This is a genomic window from Rhizobium sp. BE258, assembly GCF_031457345.1.
In the GTDB taxonomy this organism is placed as follows: domain Bacteria; phylum Pseudomonadota; class Alphaproteobacteria; order Rhizobiales; family Rhizobiaceae; genus Rhizobium.
In genome coordinates this window covers 145,763-160,782 of the sequence record NZ_JAVDWL010000012.1, presented here as the reverse complement: position 1 = coordinate 160,782, position 15,020 = coordinate 145,763, and the positions used below count along the sequence as shown (strand labels likewise).

General features: G+C 62.1%; 12 protein-coding genes. 5 read left to right on the top strand and 7 right to left on the bottom strand.

The features are described from left to right. Positions 1-8 precede the first annotated feature (8 nt). From J2X43_RS30650 to J2X43_RS30625, 6 genes are all read right to left on the bottom strand, one after another. Entirely contained in the window at positions 9-953 is a 945-nt protein-coding gene (locus J2X43_RS30650) for an ABC transporter substrate-binding protein (protein WP_112389942.1), read from the bottom strand. A gap of 89 nt (positions 954-1,042) precedes the next feature. Beyond that, positions 1,043-2,821 (bottom strand): amino acid ABC transporter permease/ATP-binding protein, encoded by a 1,779-nt coding sequence (locus J2X43_RS30645; protein ID WP_112446069.1) that lies wholly within the window; start codon positions 2,819-2,821, stop codon positions 1,043-1,045. An 18-nt stretch (positions 2,822-2,839) separates the two neighbouring features. After that, the gene (locus tag J2X43_RS30640; protein WP_112389944.1) at positions 2,840-3,385 is read right to left on the bottom strand and encodes a GNAT family N-acetyltransferase; all 546 of its coding nucleotides are present in this window, start codon (positions 3,383-3,385) and stop codon (positions 2,840-2,842) included. Positions 3,386-3,392: 7 nt separating this feature from the next. After that, the gene (locus J2X43_RS30635; protein ID WP_112389945.1) at positions 3,393-4,592 is read right to left on the bottom strand and encodes a M20 aminoacylase family protein; all 1,200 of its coding nucleotides are present in this window, start codon (positions 4,590-4,592) and stop codon (positions 3,393-3,395) included. Between the two features lie 18 nt (positions 4,593-4,610). Next, positions 4,611-5,960: an LLM class flavin-dependent oxidoreductase gene (locus tag J2X43_RS30630; protein ID WP_112389946.1), complete on the bottom strand. Its 1,350-nt coding sequence runs from the start codon at positions 5,958-5,960 to the stop codon at positions 4,611-4,613. 20 nt (positions 5,961-5,980) lie between these two features. Continuing rightward, complete coding sequence (locus J2X43_RS30625; protein WP_112389947.1) at positions 5,981-6,973, bottom strand: MsnO8 family LLM class oxidoreductase; 993 nt, start codon at positions 6,971-6,973, stop codon at positions 5,981-5,983. A gap of 174 nt (positions 6,974-7,147) precedes the next feature. Between J2X43_RS30625 and J2X43_RS30620 the strand changes: the two genes are divergently transcribed. The 5 genes from J2X43_RS30620 to J2X43_RS30600 all read left to right on the top strand — a co-directional run bounded on the left by J2X43_RS30620 (position 7,148) and on the right by J2X43_RS30600 (position 12,954). After that, a complete protein-coding gene (locus J2X43_RS30620) occupies positions 7,148-8,170 on the top strand; it encodes an NADP-dependent oxidoreductase (protein WP_112389948.1) in 1,023 nt (340 codons plus the stop codon). 164 nt (positions 8,171-8,334) lie between these two features. Continuing rightward, positions 8,335-10,161: a GGDEF domain-containing protein gene (locus J2X43_RS30615; protein ID WP_112389949.1), complete on the top strand. Its 1,827-nt coding sequence runs from the start codon at positions 8,335-8,337 to the stop codon at positions 10,159-10,161. Positions 10,162-10,237: 76 nt separating this feature from the next. Continuing rightward, on the top strand, positions 10,238-10,522 hold the full coding sequence (locus J2X43_RS30610) for a hypothetical protein (RefSeq protein ID WP_112389950.1): 285 nt from the start codon (positions 10,238-10,240) through the stop codon (positions 10,520-10,522). A gap of 69 nt (positions 10,523-10,591) precedes the next feature. Then, complete coding sequence (locus J2X43_RS30605; protein WP_112389951.1) at positions 10,592-11,452, top strand: LysR family transcriptional regulator; 861 nt, start codon at positions 10,592-10,594, stop codon at positions 11,450-11,452. A 107-nt stretch (positions 11,453-11,559) separates the two neighbouring features. Continuing rightward, positions 11,560-12,954, top strand: a complete 1,395-nt coding sequence (locus tag J2X43_RS30600; RefSeq protein ID WP_112389952.1) for an amidohydrolase family protein — start codon at positions 11,560-11,562, stop codon at positions 12,952-12,954. Between the two features lie 63 nt (positions 12,955-13,017). Here the strand turns inward: J2X43_RS30600 and J2X43_RS30595 are convergent, their stop codons facing one another. Further along, positions 13,018-15,012, bottom strand: a complete 1,995-nt coding sequence (locus tag J2X43_RS30595) for an ABC transporter ATP-binding protein/permease (protein WP_112389953.1) — start codon at positions 15,010-15,012, stop codon at positions 13,018-13,020. Positions 15,013-15,020: the final 8 nt, after the last annotated feature.

Here is a 15,020-nt window from a genome sequence, read left to right as displayed (position 1 = left end):
AACCAGCCTTAGGAACCGCTCTTCGGCAGGCCTGGCGGGTTGGTCTTCGATTCCGCCGTCGCCTCGGATGTCAGGTTCCAGCGCTTCAGCACCTCGCCGTACTTACCGTCCTTGATCAGGTCGTTGAGAGCGAGTGTCACCGCATCGGCCAGACCGGCACCCTTCTTCGTCGTCACGGCGATCTCGGCCGCAACTGGCCAGCCACCGCTGACGGTGCCGACCAGCTTGGTCGAGCCCTTGATGGAGGCGCTGTAGGCAAGCGTGGCGTTCGGGTTGAACTCCACATCGGCGCGGCCGGACTGGATCGCGAGGTCGGCAGCGGCGCGGTCGTCGTAATACTGAACCTCGATCGGCTTCAGGCCAGCAGCGACGTTTTCACGATCCCATTCGAGGATGATCTTCTCCTGGTTGGTACCAGCACCGGTGATGACCTTCAGGCCGGCGACATCCTTCGGCTCCTTTATCGCGCTGATCTTGCTGTCGGCCTTCACGTAGAAGCCGAGCACGTCATTGCGGTAGGTGGAGAAGTCGAACTTCTCCTTGCGTTCCTCCGTCACCGTGACATTGGAGATGACGGCATCATATTTGCCGGAGGAGACGCCGAGCGGCCAGTCCTCCCAGGCGACAGGGACGAGATCGAGCTCGAGGCCGAAGGAATCGGCGAGAAGCTGGGCAATCTCGGGATCGGTACCGACGACGGTCTTCGCATCCGTTGCGTAGGTCGCGACCGGCGGATCCCACGGGTTGATGGCGACGGTGAACTTGCCCTTCTGGACGAACTTGAAGGACGGGGAGATCGCCTTGATCGCGGCTTCGTCCTTTTCGGCGCGGATGCGGTTCGAGGTATCCGGGCTCAAGTTGAACTTCTCGGCAGCCTGTGCAGAGCCGATCCCCAGGGTCGCCGCTGCAACGGCGCCGGCTAGCAGGCGGATTGCACTATTTCTGAATGTCATGTCCCTACTCCATTTCTTCTTTAGATTGTGGGTGTTGGCATGCGATCCGGACGCCCGTCGCGGCCGGAGTTTCGTTTCCTGCGGAAAGCTCAGAGCACCTTGGCGAGAAACTCTCTGGTGCGGGAATGTTCGGCCCGGGTGAAGATCTTCGACGGTGGGCCGGATTCGAGGATTCGGCCGCCGTCCATGAAGACGACGGTATCGGCAATCTCGCGGGCAAAGCCGACCTCGTGCGTCACCACCACAAGCGTCGTCCCCGTCCGGGCAAGCTCCTTGATGACATCGAGCACTTCGCCGACCAGTTCCGGATCGAGCGCCGATGTCGGCTCGTCGAACAGCAGAACCTTGGGCCGGAGTGCCAGCGCCCGGGCAATCGCCACGCGCTGTTGCTGACCGCCCGAGAGCTGGCGGGGATAGGCATTGATCTTGTCGGCAAGCCCGACCCGGGCGAGCAGCTCCTGAGCAAGCTGAACGGCTTCCTCGCGCTTGGCACCGCGCACCTGGATCGGCGCCTCGATCAGATTCTCAAGCACGGTCAGATGCGGGAAGAGATTGAAGCTCTGGAACACCATGCCGATATCGGCGCGCCGCCTCAGGATCTCCTTTTCCTTCAGCTCATAAAGCAGATTGCCCTTCTGCTCGTAGCCGACGAGTTCACCGTCGACGGCAATGAAGCCCGCATCGACGCGCTCCAGATGATTAATCGAGCGCAGCAACGTCGATTTGCCGGAACCGGAGGGTCCGAGAATCGCTGTCACGCTGCCAGCTGGCAGATTGAGGTCGATACCATCAAGCACCTTCAGCGAGCCGAAGCTTTTCGAAATTTTCTGGATGCTGATTGCCCCGCCGGCGCGCAGAACCGCGGCATCGGCAAACCCCGCATGGGCAACCGTCGTGTCAGATGCAAACTCAGCGGCCGCCGGCTGGTGGGTGAAGCGCGAGAAGAAGGCCTGGAAGGGTAAGGGCTTCGGATTGCGCAGGGCGCCCTTCGAATAATGCCGTTCGATGTAGTGCTGAGCGATCGACAGCACGGTCATGATGACCAGATACCATGCGGTCGCGACCATCAGCAGCGGAATGACTTCCAGATTGCGCCGGTAGATGACCTGCACCGTGTAGAAGAGTTCCGGCAGAGCGAGCACGTAGACCATCGAGGTGGCCTTCGCGAGACCGATCACCTCGTTGAAGCCTGTCGGCAGGATCGAGCGCATGGCCTGGGGCAAGATGATGCGGAAGGCCTGGCGGCGATGCGAGAGGCCGAGCGAGGCTGCGGCCTCGAGCTGCCCCTGGTCCACCGAGAGAATGCCGCCACGCACGATTTCAGCGAAGAAAGCCGACTGGTTCAGCGTCAACCCGAGAAAGGCTGCGGCAAACGGCGTCAGAAGCTGCGTCGTCGGATAACTCGCAAAGACCGTGTCGGTAAAGGGAATGCCGATCGTAATGGTTTCATAGAGATAGCCGAGGTTATTGAGAACCAGCAGCAGGACGATGACGGGGATCGAGCGCAGCAGCCAGATATAGCCCCAGGAGAGACCGGACAGCAGCGGCGACCGGGAAACACGCGCCAGCGCGAGCGCCGTTCCGAGGATGGAGCCGGAGATGGTGGCGAGCGCCGTCAGAAGCAGGGTGCGGCCGAGGCCGGCCAGCACGGGTTCTGCGAAGAACCATTCGGCAAAGACATTCCAGCCCCAGCGCGGGTTCGTGGATGTCGAATAGATGATGGCCGCGATGACGACGGCGGCAAAGACCGTGCCCGCAAAACGCGCTGGGTGGCGCGCCGGAACGATCCTGTAGCGCGCATAGTCGGAGGTTTCCGCCGCTCTGTGCTCGTGCTTTGCGATACCCGCAAATTCGCTGGTCAGCGCCATGCCCTGCTCCTTCTCAAATCAAAGATTGGCGACCGCACGAAGCGGCGTTGCGTCGATATCCGCCGCCGGCGCCATGACGCCTGAAGCGATCGCCTTTTCGAAAGGCAGCGTCTTGTAGAATTCGGGATCGACATTGATGTCGAACAGCGCCGTGTAGCCGTTGCTCAGATAGAGACCGACGGCTTCCGGCTGTCTGAACCCGGTCGTCAGATAGACGCGCCAGTAGCCCTGGCGAGCCGCCTGCAGCTCAAGCTCGACGAGAACCTTTCGCGCCAGCCCCTGGCGGCGCAGGTCGGAGCGGGTCCAGATGCGCTTGAACTCAGCGGTCCGCTCGTCGTAGCGCTTGAAGGCGCCGCCGCCGATCGTCACGCCATCGCGGATCAAGAGCACGAAGTTCCCGTCCGGCGGCGCGAAGGCTTCCGGCGGATAGCGGTTGAGCTCGGCCGCCGCACCCTTCTCATCAAAGTAGCTGCCGTAGCGGCTGTCATATTCATGAATGAGCTCGTCGATCAGCGGTTTGGCCTGCGGATCCAATGGCGTTGTGTAGAGAAACGTGTCGCTCATGTCGTCGTTACCCGTTGTCTTCGGAGAGGAAGGTTTCGGCGAGCTGCACCCAGTAACGGGCAGCAGGCGCTATGATGGCGTCATTGAAATCATAGTGGGCGCTGTGCAGCGGCGCGCTCTCGCCGTTGCCGATGAAGAGATAGCTTCCCGGCTTTTCCTTCAGCATGAAGGCGAAGTCTTCGCTGGCCGTTCGCGGACGGAAATCGTCCTCGGTCAGGCTGCGGTCGAATGCCTTCAGTGCCACGCTTTTCGCGAATGCCGTTTCATCGGGATGGTTGATGAGCGCCGGGAAACCGCGCCGGTAATCAACTTCAGCCGTCGCGCCGAAGCTCTCCGCCTGTGCGCGAGCCAATGCCGGAATGCGGGTCTCCAGCCTTTCGCGAACGCTCTCGCTATAGGCGCGCATGGTAAGCTTCAGCTCGACGCTTTCGGGGATGACGTTAGAGGCCGATCCGCCATGGATCGACCCGACGGTGACCACCGCCATGTCCTGCGGATCGACATTGCGCGAGACGACGCTCTGCAGTGCCGTGATGAGGGACGCGGATGCGAGCACCGGATCGACGCCGCGATGCGGCTCGGCACCATGGCCACCCTTGCCGACGATCCTGATCACCGCCTGGTCGACCGATGCCATGGCCGCATTCGCGACGAAGCCGAAATGCCCCGCGGGAACGCCAGGCCAATTGTGGAGCCCGAAGATCGCATCGACAGGAAAGCGATCGAACAGACCTTCGGCGATCATCTTGCGCGCCCCAGCGCCAATCTCCTCGGCCGGCTGGAAGATCAGCCGGAGCGTGCCATCGAAGCGGCCACTCTCGGCGAGATAGCGCGCGGCGGCCAGCAGGATGGTTGTGTGCCCATCATGTCCGCAGGCATGCATGACACCGGGATTGCTGCTCGAATAGGCAAGGCCCGTCGCCTCCTCGATCGGCAGCGCATCCATATCGGCGCGAATGGCAAGCTTTTTGCCACCGCTTCCCTTCCTCAACGTCGCAACGATGCCGGTTCCGGCAATGCCGTGTTCGACGTCATAGCCCCATGAGGCAAGACGCGAGGCGATGAGCTTGCTGGTCCGATGTTCCCGAAAGGCCAGCTCCGGATATTGGTGAAGATCACGGCGCAGCTCGATGAATTCGTTAAGGAATGAGGCAATGCCCAGTTCCACACGATCATGCTTTAGAGGTGTTTGAGCTCTTGCGTTCATCAGAGGTTTCCCCAGCGCTCAGGCGCTGGCGGCCTTTCGCTGGTCTGCATCGCCGTCGCTTTCGGCATAGCGGCTGGTGCGGAAGGGCAGTCCCAGATGATCGCGAAGCGTTTCGCCCTTCAGCTTCGGATCGAAATAGCCGCGGCGCTGCAGGATGGGCAGGACGTGATGCGCGAAGTCGTCAAAGCCTTCAGCGATCACGGGGAAGCCGAGAATGAAGCCGTCGGCAGCCTCCTCGTCGATCCAGCGGATGATCTCGTCGGCGATATGATCGGCGGTTCCGATGAAGGCCGTGCGCGGCGTTGCCGCATCGAGCGCCACCTCGCGCAGTGTCAGGCCGTTCTCACGCGCCGTCTTCTTGATCCGGTCGGTCGTGGCGCGGAAATTGTTGCGGCCGATATCGCCGAGTTCCGGGAATTGTTCATCCAGCGGATACACGCTGAAATCGTGGTGATCGAAGAACCGGCCGAGATAGCGCAGGGCCTCCTCGATGGTAACAAGACCCCGGATTGCCTGATACTTGGCTTCCGCCTCCTCCGCCGTCGCCCCAACGATCGGGCCGATGCCGGGATAGATACCGATTTCCCTGGCGCTGCGGCCCTGAGCGATGGCGCTCTGCTTGAGCTGCTTGTAGAAGGTCTTTGGCTCCTCGATCGGGCCGCCATTGGTGAAGACAGCGTCGGCGTGCTTTCCGGCAAGCTTTATGCCGGAATCCGAGGCGCCCGCCTGGAAGACGACCGGCTGCCCCTGCTTCGAGCGGCGGATGTTGAGCGGCCCTTCGATGCGGAAGAACCGCCCCTTGTGATCGAGCCGGTGCATCTTTTCGAAGTCGGCATATTGCCCGCTGTCGCGGTCGCGGATGAAGGCATCGTCATCCCAGGAATCCCATAGCCCCTTGGTCGCGTCGATATATTCCTCGGCGATCTCGTATCTTAGCTCATGCTCGGGATGCTCGCGCCCGTAGTTGCGCCCGGATCCTTCGAGCGGCGAGGTCACGGCATTCCAGCCGGCGCGGCCGCCGCTGATGAGATCGAGCGACGCGAACTGGCGGGCGATGGTGAAGGGGTCGCTATAGGAGGTCGAGACCGTACCGACGAGACCGATCTTCGACGTCGAGGCGGCCAGCGCCGACAGGATCGTCAGAGGTTCGAAACGGTTCAGAAAATGCGGGATTGACTGCTCGTTGATATAGAGGCCGTCGGCAACGAAGGCGAAGGCGATGCCCACGTTTTCGGCCTTGCGCGCCGTATCGATGAAGAACTGAAGATTGGTCGATGCATCGGCCGGGCCGCTCGGATGCTTCCAAGCGTTCATGTGGCCGCCCGGGCCTTGCAACATGATACCGAAAGTGACGTGTTTCTGAGCCATGATGTGTCTCCGGAGCGCAGTTAGGCAGCGAGTGAAAGGCGTTCTTTGGCGAGGAGCTCGATCGACGCCAGACGTTCGCTCGGCGTCAGAGCCGGCGTGTCGAGCACGAATTCCTGGACGCCATATTGGGAGTGGAGGCCGTCGAGCGCGTCGCGCACCTGGCGTGCCGTTCCATGCAGGACACTTGGGATCTTCTCCTCGGTCCTGAATTCGGCGACGCCTGCCTGTCTGGCATATTCTGCGGCCTGCTCCTCATTGCCGACATTCACGGTCTGACCGTTCGGCAGGAACAGCTTGACGATCCGCAGATCGCCGACCCGCTGGCGGGCCCGTTCGGCATTCTCGGCGGCAAAGGCGGCGAGCGCGAGGATCGGAACATCCCCTCCGGTTGCCTGGGCGTAAGCATCAAAGGTACGCTTGAGATTGTCGGGATCGCCGTTCAGATGCCCGGCGAAAACCAGCCGCCAGCCTTTCTCGGCCGCGAGAAGCGCGCTTTCGACACTGGCGCCCAGCAGAAAGCGTTCGGGCTTGACCGGCGGGATCGGCGTTGCAGCGGCGCGGTCTTCACGCGTCTCAAAAGCGAGGTAAGCGTTCAGGTCCGAGAGCTGGTCGGCAAAGCTCGGCTTCAGCGCCGGATCGATCGCGACCTGCAGCGCGCGCGTCGAATATGGAAAGCCGCCCGGCGCTTTTCCGACGCCGAGATCGACACGCCCCGGCGCAAGAGACGAGAGAACGTTGAAGGTCTCGGCAACCTTGTAGGCGCTATAGTGCTGCAGCATCACTCCACCGGAGCCGATGCGGATCGAGCGCGTCCTTGCCAGAAGATGGGCGATCAGGACCTCAGGCGCCGAGCTTGCCAGATTGCTCATGCTGTGGTGCTCTGCCACCCAGAAACGGTGATAGCCGAGCTCTTCAGCGGCGGTCGCAAGCTTGACGGCCGCCACGAGCGCTTCGGCGGCATTGGCGCCCTCTTCGATCGGGGCCTTGTCGAGCAGGCTGAGAAGATATGTCATCACGACGCCTCATTTATTTCTATATCGTCTATAAAATCAGTAGATAATTGCCATCGTAAGGAACCGCTTTCTCTTTGGAGTTGAAAGAAGGGAAAAATCGACCGTGCCGCTCGCGCATGACGGCGTTAGCGTCGGCCTGCGCGAAACACCGTCTTCATCATGGAAAGGATTGTCATGCCCGAAGCACTGGAAAACGTAAGGATCACCCTGGCGTCACGGCCGAAAGGATCGCCCGTACCGGAGAATTTCCAGATCGAGCGGCAGCCGGTCCCCGCCGCGGCGGAAGGTGAAGTGCTGCTGCAGATCCTCTTCCTGTCGCTCGATCCCTATATGCGCGGACGCATGGATGACGCCAAATCCTATGCCGCGCCCGTCGGCATCGGGCAGGTCATGGAGGGCGGTACCGTTGCCCGCGTCATCCGCAGCCGAAACAGCGATTTCGCGCCCGGCGATCTCGTCCTGTCGCATTCGGGCTGGCAGACCTATGCGACGTCAAACGGTGAGGGGCTGCGCAAGCTCGATCCGCAGCAGGCGCCGCTGACAACCGCGCTCGGCGTTCTCGGCATGCCCGGCTTCACCGCCTATGCCGGCCTGCGCAACATCGGCAAGCCACAGCAAGGCGAGACCGTCGTCGTCGCTGCCGCCAGCGGCGCTGTCGGTGCGGTGGTTGGCCAGATCGCCAGGATACGCGGAGCCCGGGTCGTCGGCATTGCCGGTGGGGCCGAGAAATGTGCCTATGTCAGCGGCGCGCTCGGCTTCGACGTTGCCATCGATCACCGCGCGAAGGACTTTACCGCTCAGCTCCTCTTGGCCTGCCCGGATGGAATCGACGTCTATTTCGAGAATGTCGGCGGCCATGTCTGGGAAGCGGTCTTCCCGCTTCTGAACGACTTCGCACGCGTGCCCGTCTGCGGGCTGATTGCGCATTACAACAATGAGGCGGCGGAGGGATTCGACCGCCTTCCCGGCTTCATGCGCGCCGTTTTGCGCAAGAGCCTGACCGTGCGCGGCTTTATTCAGCGCGAGTTCGCCGCGCAGCGGCCGGATTTTCTTGAAGAGGCATCCGGATGGCTGGCGGACGGCCGCCTGAAATTCCGTGAGGATATCGTCGATGGTCTGGACAATGCGCCCCAGGCTTTCATCGGCCTGCTGCAAGGCAAGAATTTCGGGAAACTGATCGTGCGTGTGAGCGAATGATTGGCCGGCGAAAGCCTCGGGCTGCGGTCCATGGCCGATAGAACCTGTGCGATCGTCCACGCGCTGCCAAAAATCCAGCAATCGCGTCAATTTTAGCTATTCCTGAAACGAGATTTGATCGTTCATCCGCCTACTTTAGGTTTTGCTAACCCCGTGGCGATGACATGCTCGAATTGCAAAACAAGGTTCTGGAACGCATTGCCAAGGGCGAGCCGCTTGCGGCAACGCTGGAGGCGCTTTGCCTGCTGGTTGAGATCAGGCTTCCGGAGGTCAAATGCTCTGTTCTTCGGGTTGAAAACGGCAGACTCCATCCGCTCGCAGCCCCGTCCCTGCCCCATTCCTATAGCCAGGCTCTCGACAATCTGGAGGTCGGACCGGCTGCCGGGTCGTGCGGCACGGCCGCCTTCTACGGTGTCCCTGTTATCGTCACAGATATCGCAACCGATGGCCGATGGGCGGCCTATCGCGATCTGGCTCTGCCGCTCGGTCTTCTGGCATGCTGGTCCACCCCAGTGATCAGCGCAGGCCGGGTCATCGCAACCTTCGCTCTTTATTTTCAGGAGTGCCGGCGTCCTGACGATGGAGACAAGGAAATCATCGAAACCTGCACGCATCTCTGCGCCATCGCCATCGAGCGCGATGAAAGGGTCCGCGAGCGCGAACGTCTGACCTACACGGACGCGCTGACCGGCGAAGCCAACCGCGCACGGTTCAACGAAGTGCTGGAAGAACTCCAGACCGCCAACCGCACCTTCGGTCTGCTGCTTGCCGATATCGACAATCTCAAACTGGTCAACGACACCTTCGGGCATGGTGCAGGCGATGCGCTGATCCGGACGGTCGCCAGGCGCATCGCATCGGTCGTTCCGCCGGAGCGGACTTTCAGGCTGGGTGGCGATGAGTTCGCCGTGATCCTCGATGGCGGCGGCATGGAGGAGCTGGCAGCCTGTGGCGATGCCATCCTTCGCGCCGTCAAGCGGCCCGCCCAGTGCGACAAGCATGTGGTCTTCCCATCGATGACGGCGGGCGGCGCCGTTGCCGGAGATGGTGATCCCCGCCAGAATGCCGATGTCGCGCTTTATCACGGCAAGTCCCGGCACCGCGGCCAGTTCACCGCCTATTATCCCGGCATGGGCACCGCGCTGACGCGGCGTTTCCGGGCCATTCGCGATGTTGGTATCGCGCTGGCGGAGCGGCGTATCGAAGCGCATTACCAGCCAATCGTCCGGCTGGACACAGGCGAGGTCGTCGGCTTCGAAGCGCTGTGCCGTATGCGCACGCCGGCCGGCGAGACGGTCGCGGCGGCCCATTTCCATGAGGCGATGCTGGACGGCGAGATCGCCTTGCAACTGACCGAACGGATGCTCGACATGGTGACATCGGACATGCGCCGGTGGCTTGATCTCGGCCTCCCCCTTCAGCATGTCGGGATCAACCTTTCGGCTGCCGATTTTCATACCGGCAATCTCCGAGCGAAACTGGACGAACATCTCATCGGCAAAGGCGTGCCGCTGGACCATGTGATCCTGGAGGTGACGGAATCCGTCTATCTCGGCCCCCGCGACCACACGGTCGGCGACGAGATCCGGGCGCTTCGGGAACAGGGCTTGCGCGTCGCGCTCGACGACTTCGGCACCGGTTATGCCTCGCTCACCCACCTGCTGACCGTCCCCGTCGATATCATCAAGATCGACAAGTCCTTCGTCGATCGCCTGATCAGCGAAGAACCGGGTGCCGCCATCGTCGAAGGACTGATCGGCATCGCTCACAGACTTGGCATCAAGGTCGTTGCCGAGGGTATCGAGACCGAAGAGCAGGCATCGCATCTTCTCGCCATGGGATGCATTCTCGGCCAGGGTTTCGTCTATTCCCGCGCTGTCGGGTTTGATGCCGCCACCGAACTCCTGAGAACCAGGGGTCAAAAGCCCGACGACGCCGGTGAGAACAACCGGCCTCCACTGCGCCACGACCGCCTTAGCCGGGCACTTTGAAGCAGGGGGCGCCTTCGTCACGTTACAACCTTGAAATCGCTCTAGCTCGCGACACCTAACCCGTGAAAGCGAGCCCATGACGCAGATATCTCATTCGACACTCACCCCGGCGCAGGCGACCACGGCGTTGCTGAACTTTGCCGATACGCTCCTCAGCCTGCTTGCCGGCCTCCGGGACGAAGACCGCGCCCAGATGGGTGCACTCATCACCGATGTGTCGCAGACGCTGCGGCGCCTGGCCGACGATATCGCCGGCGGCGACCCTGATATCGCATTCGAAGTCATGAGATCGGCCGCGCGTTTGATCAGCGTTCTCAGGCTTGCGGTCAACCGGCGGCCTGCCGGATCCCGCCTGCACTGACCCGAGCCCGGCATTCCCGTAAATAATTGCCGGCAGATAGGAGTCGGCGATGGTTGAGACAGCGAGAAAATGACACGCTATCCGATGTTCAGCCCGCAATTGCTGATCAGCTTTGTCGCGGTTTGCGAGACCAGCAGTTTCACCCGCGCCGCCGATCGCGTCTCGCTGTCGCAATCGACCATCAGCCAGCAGATCCGGCGGCTGGAGGAGCTGCTGGGAAAAGCGCTGCTCGAGCGGACGTCGCATGAGGTGCGGCTGACCGAAGAAGGCATCAAGCTGCTGAGCTATGCGCGCCGCATCATCGCGCTCAACGAAGAGGCGCATGACGCGCTGACGGGGCCATGGAGAGATGGCGTCTTGCGGCTCGGCATGCCGGAGGATCTGACCGTACCGACCATCGACCTTCTCGCCGAATTCAAGCGCGAGCATCCGCATCTGCGGCTGGATGTCTCAAGCGGCCTCAGCCGCGAGCTGCACCGGGCCTATCTGCTGGAAGAGCTGGATCTTGTGCTCGTCAAGCAGGTGCGCGTGCATCTGCCCCGGGCCGCGCGCGCCGAGCCGCTGCTCTGGTTCGACAGCGAAAAGTATCCGGCGATCGAACAATCCCCGGTGCCGATCGCCGTCTTTCCTGTCAACGGCCTTTACCGCGAAGAACTGTGCGAGACGCTTGAAGGCCTCGGCCTCAGGTGGCGCGTCGGCTATAGCAGCGGCGGGCTCGCGGCGCTTGCCGCAGCCTCTGCCGCTGGCCTTGGCGTCAGCCTCCTGCCGGCAAGCTGCCGGCTTCAGGGGCATCGCGTGCTGGGTACCGCCGAGGGTCTGCCGCCGATCGAGAATTTCGAGCTCGCGCTGTTTTACCGCGACACCGCCTCGCCGCTCGCCCTCGATCTCGCCGAGCGTCTCATTTCCTTTTGCGGCCTGAAGCACCACTGATCATTCGCAAATCGAATAGTCACCATTGTCATATGTCGCTGCCATCGCGCCGCGTCATTTCCTAAAATGGCCTCATCCATTTCATGCACGACGATGAGGAGACGATCATGCACAATGCCGTATCGCAAAGCCGCAGAGCCTTCCTGAGCCGAACCGGACAGGTGACGACAGCCGCAGCGCTTGCGGGCCTGACAGGCGGCATGAGCCGCGAGGCCGCAGCTGCCGATTGCGCCAGCGAAGCCGATGTCACAGCCATCACCGATAACCACTACCTGCTGACGGATGTTCGCCTCGAAGACGGTTTCGAACGCGACGGCGATATCGTCACCGGAACCCGCACGTCGCTGAATACGCTTGAAATCAAGGACGGCAAGATCGCCGCGCTGCACGCAGCCGGCACTACGCTTCCATCTGGCGTCCCTGTCTATCAGGCCAGCGGCCAGCTGGCGCTGCCGAAGATGCGCGACATGCATATCCATCTCGACAAGACCTTCTACGGCGGTCCGTGGAAGGCGCCTCTGCCCCGTCAGGGCAAGACGATCATGGACATGATCGCGCTTGAGGAAAAACTGCTGCCGCAATTGCTGCCGACATCCGAGCAGCGGGCCGAGGGTCTGATTGCGCTGATCCAATCCAAGGGTAGCACGGTCGCCCGCAGCCACTGCAACATCGATCCGGTCAGCGGCCTGAAGAGCCTGGAACACCTGAAACTCGCGCTGGAAAAGCACAAGGACAGCTTCGATTGCGAGATCGTTGCCTTCCCCCAGCACGGCCTGCTGCACTCGAAGGTCGATGGCCTCATGCGAGAGGCGATGCAGATGGGCGCCGCCTATGTTGGCGGTCTCGACCCGACGAATGTCGACAGCGCCATGGAAAAGTCGCTCGATGCGATGTTCCAGATTGCGATCGACAGCGGCAAGGGCGTTGATATCCACCTGCATGAGACGAGCCCGGCCGGTGTCGCCGCGATCGACTACATGATCGACACTGTCGAGAAGAACCCTGTGCTGAAAGACAAGGTGACCATCAGCCATGCCTTCGCGCTGACGACGCTTTCCCCGGAAGCGCTTGACGAAACCGCCGCGCGGCTGGCGGCGAACGGCATGACCATCGCCTCCACAGTGCCGATCGGCGGATTGACGATGCCCTTGCCCCAACTCAGTAAGGCCGGCGTCTTCGTCATGACCGGCACCGACAGCGTCATCGATCACTGGTCGCCATTCGGCAGCGGAGACATGCTGGAAAAGGCCTATCTCTACGCCCAGCTCTATCGTGGTTCCGACGAGTATCACCTGTCGCGGTCGCTTGCCATTTCGACCGGCGGCATCCTGCCACTCGACGCCGATGGCAATCGCGCCTGGCCGAAGATCGGCGACGAAGCGGGCTTCACGCTTGCCAGCGCCAGCTGCTCCGCAGAGGCCGTCGCCCGCGTGTCGCCGCGCAGCGCAACGTTCCACAAAGGACGCCTCGTTTCCGGCGGCGTCGCCAAGGCGTCATCCTGATAATCGATGCATGACGCGCTGCCCGCAGATAGCCGCAGCGCGTCATGGCTTGCTCCAGCAAGTTTAGTTCCGGCCGCCGTTCTTGTGGCCGGAGTGTCGCTTCGTGTTGAGCAGCGCCGAGGCGCTGCGCCGCAGCAGCGATTTCGGCCTCTTCTTCCGCGGGATCAGATCGATATCGCTGACAAGCTTGGCGCCGCCGTCGCGGCGTTCCAGGGTGATCTTGCGGCTGTGAAATGCTTCCAGCTCGACCCGATGCGCGACGCTGACGATGGTGACTTTCGGCAATTCGCGGATCACGGTTTCCATCATCTGCTCCTGGCTTTTCTCGTCCAGAGCCGACGTTGCCTCGTCCAGCACGATGATATCGGGATTGTGCAGCAGCAGGCGCGCGATGGCCAGCCTCTGCTTCTCGCCACCCGACAACGTCTGGTCCCAGGGCGCGTCTTCCTCGATCTTCTCACCGAGATAGCCGAGCCCGACCGCCTCCAGTGCCGCCAATACTTCCTCCACCGTCCAGTCATCGGCGGCACGGGGATAGGCCGTTGCCCTGCGCAGCGTCCCGGAGGGGATGTAGGGCCGCTGCGGCAACATGAACAACCGGCTGCCGGCGCGAAAATTGACGCTGCCGCGCCCCCACGGCCAGAGGCCCGCAATCGCCCTGACGAGCGTGCTCTTGCCCGAGCCGGATTCCCCGGCAATCAGAACGCGCTCGCCGGGTTCGATATCGACCTGGGTTTCCTTAACGACGGACGTCCCGTCATCGAGCGATACCGAAAGCTCGTTCAGGCTCAAAATGGCATCCCCTTCCGTCTCCCCGCGCTGGATGCGGCCGATCGAATCGTTGTTCTCGGCGCGCTCAAGGCCGTCCAGCGACATCATCAGCGAGGCGATACGCCGGGCACTGGCATTCCAGTCCGCCAGCCGCGGATAGTTGTCGACCAGCCAGCCGAATGCCGCCTGCACGATGGTGAAGGCCGAGGCCGCCTGCATCACCTCGCCAAGCGTCATGCTGCCGTCGAGAAACTTCGGAGCGCATAGCAGGATAGGAACGACAGGTGCGATGAGGCTCGATCCCTGCGATACCAGTGTCGTACGCATATGCTGGCCCGCAAGCAGTGCCCATTGCTTTAGAACCTTTCCGAAGGTGCGGTCGACGTCGTTACGCTCCTCTTCTTCGCCGCCGAGCAAAGCGATGCTTTCCCCGTTTTCCCGCACATGCGTCAGCAGATAGCGAAACTCGGCCTCTGCCTGGTTCTTGACCTCGGAGACGGCAACGAAACTGCGTCCGATAATGGCGATCGACGTGGAGGTGATGCCTGCATAGAGCACGGCGGCAATGACCAGAAAGCCCGGTATGGTGACCGTCGAGCCTGCAACCGGAAGCGTCAGCGCACCGCCGATGGTCCACAGCACCACGATGAAGGTCGAGGCGGACAGAAATGCCACGAGCACGCCGGCAACGAAATCGACCGGCGATTCCGTCGCGATCCGCAGATCCTCGGAAATGCGGGCTTCCGGATTTGCGTGATCGCCGCCGATCAGGTTCAGTTGGTAATAACGGCCATTCGCCAGCCAGCGCTGGATGACGGCCGATGTCAGCCAAGAGCGCCAACGCCGCTGCATCATCATGCGAACGGAGACCTGCGCCGTGACGAGTGCGACACTTGCAAGCACCAGCGGCAGGAATACCGCGCTCAGATAATAGATGGTGCCTGCATCGCGCGTCTCGATCGCGTCGAAAATATGCCGGTTCCAGAGGTTGATCCCGTACTGGAGGCCGACATTGAGGATGATCATCGCCAAGAGGCCGATGGAGCACGGCCATGACGATCGGTCGCCGTGACGGCCCCAATAGCCGCGGGCGCTGATCCAGAACCGCCGCAGCAGATAGCGCTTGCGCGCATGCTCGGCTTCTTCCGGCGTCAGTCCCGGATCGGGTTCAACGGCATCCGGCGGCGGTGGAGCCTCGACAACCGGCCCCACGCCCTGAGGCGATTTCGCGGCGCCATCCGGTTTGGCACCGTCGACCGATTTCGGTTTCAGTTCTGCTTCGGTCATGAGCCGAC

Coding starts and splice junctions, on each gene's coding strand:
- J2X43_RS30650 (WP_112389942.1), bottom strand. CDS start 953: ATGACATTCAGAAATAGTGCAATCCGCCTGCTAGCCGGCGCCGTTGCA.
- J2X43_RS30645 (WP_112446069.1), bottom strand. CDS start 2,821: ATGGCGCTGACCAGCGAATTTGCGGGTATCGCAAAGCACGAGCACAGA.
- J2X43_RS30640 (WP_112389944.1), bottom strand. CDS start 3,385: ATGAGCGACACGTTTCTCTACACAACGCCATTGGATCCGCAGGCCAAA.
- J2X43_RS30635 (WP_112389945.1), bottom strand. CDS start 4,592: ATGAACGCAAGAGCTCAAACACCTCTAAAGCATGATCGTGTGGAACTG.
- J2X43_RS30630 (WP_112389946.1), bottom strand. CDS start 5,960: ATGGCTCAGAAACACGTCACTTTCGGTATCATGTTGCAAGGCCCGGGC.
- J2X43_RS30625 (WP_112389947.1), bottom strand. CDS start 6,973: ATGACATATCTTCTCAGCCTGCTCGACAAGGCCCCGATCGAAGAGGGC.
- J2X43_RS30620 (WP_112389948.1), top strand. CDS start 7,148: ATGCCCGAAGCACTGGAAAACGTAAGGATCACCCTGGCGTCACGGCCG.
- J2X43_RS30615 (WP_112389949.1), top strand. CDS start 8,335: ATGCTCGAATTGCAAAACAAGGTTCTGGAACGCATTGCCAAGGGCGAG.
- J2X43_RS30610 (WP_112389950.1), top strand. CDS start 10,238: ATGACGCAGATATCTCATTCGACACTCACCCCGGCGCAGGCGACCACG.
- J2X43_RS30605 (WP_112389951.1), top strand. CDS start 10,592: ATGACACGCTATCCGATGTTCAGCCCGCAATTGCTGATCAGCTTTGTC.
- J2X43_RS30600 (WP_112389952.1), top strand. CDS start 11,560: ATGCACAATGCCGTATCGCAAAGCCGCAGAGCCTTCCTGAGCCGAACC.
- J2X43_RS30595 (WP_112389953.1), bottom strand. CDS start 15,012: ATGACCGAAGCAGAACTGAAACCGAAATCGGTCGACGGTGCCAAACCG.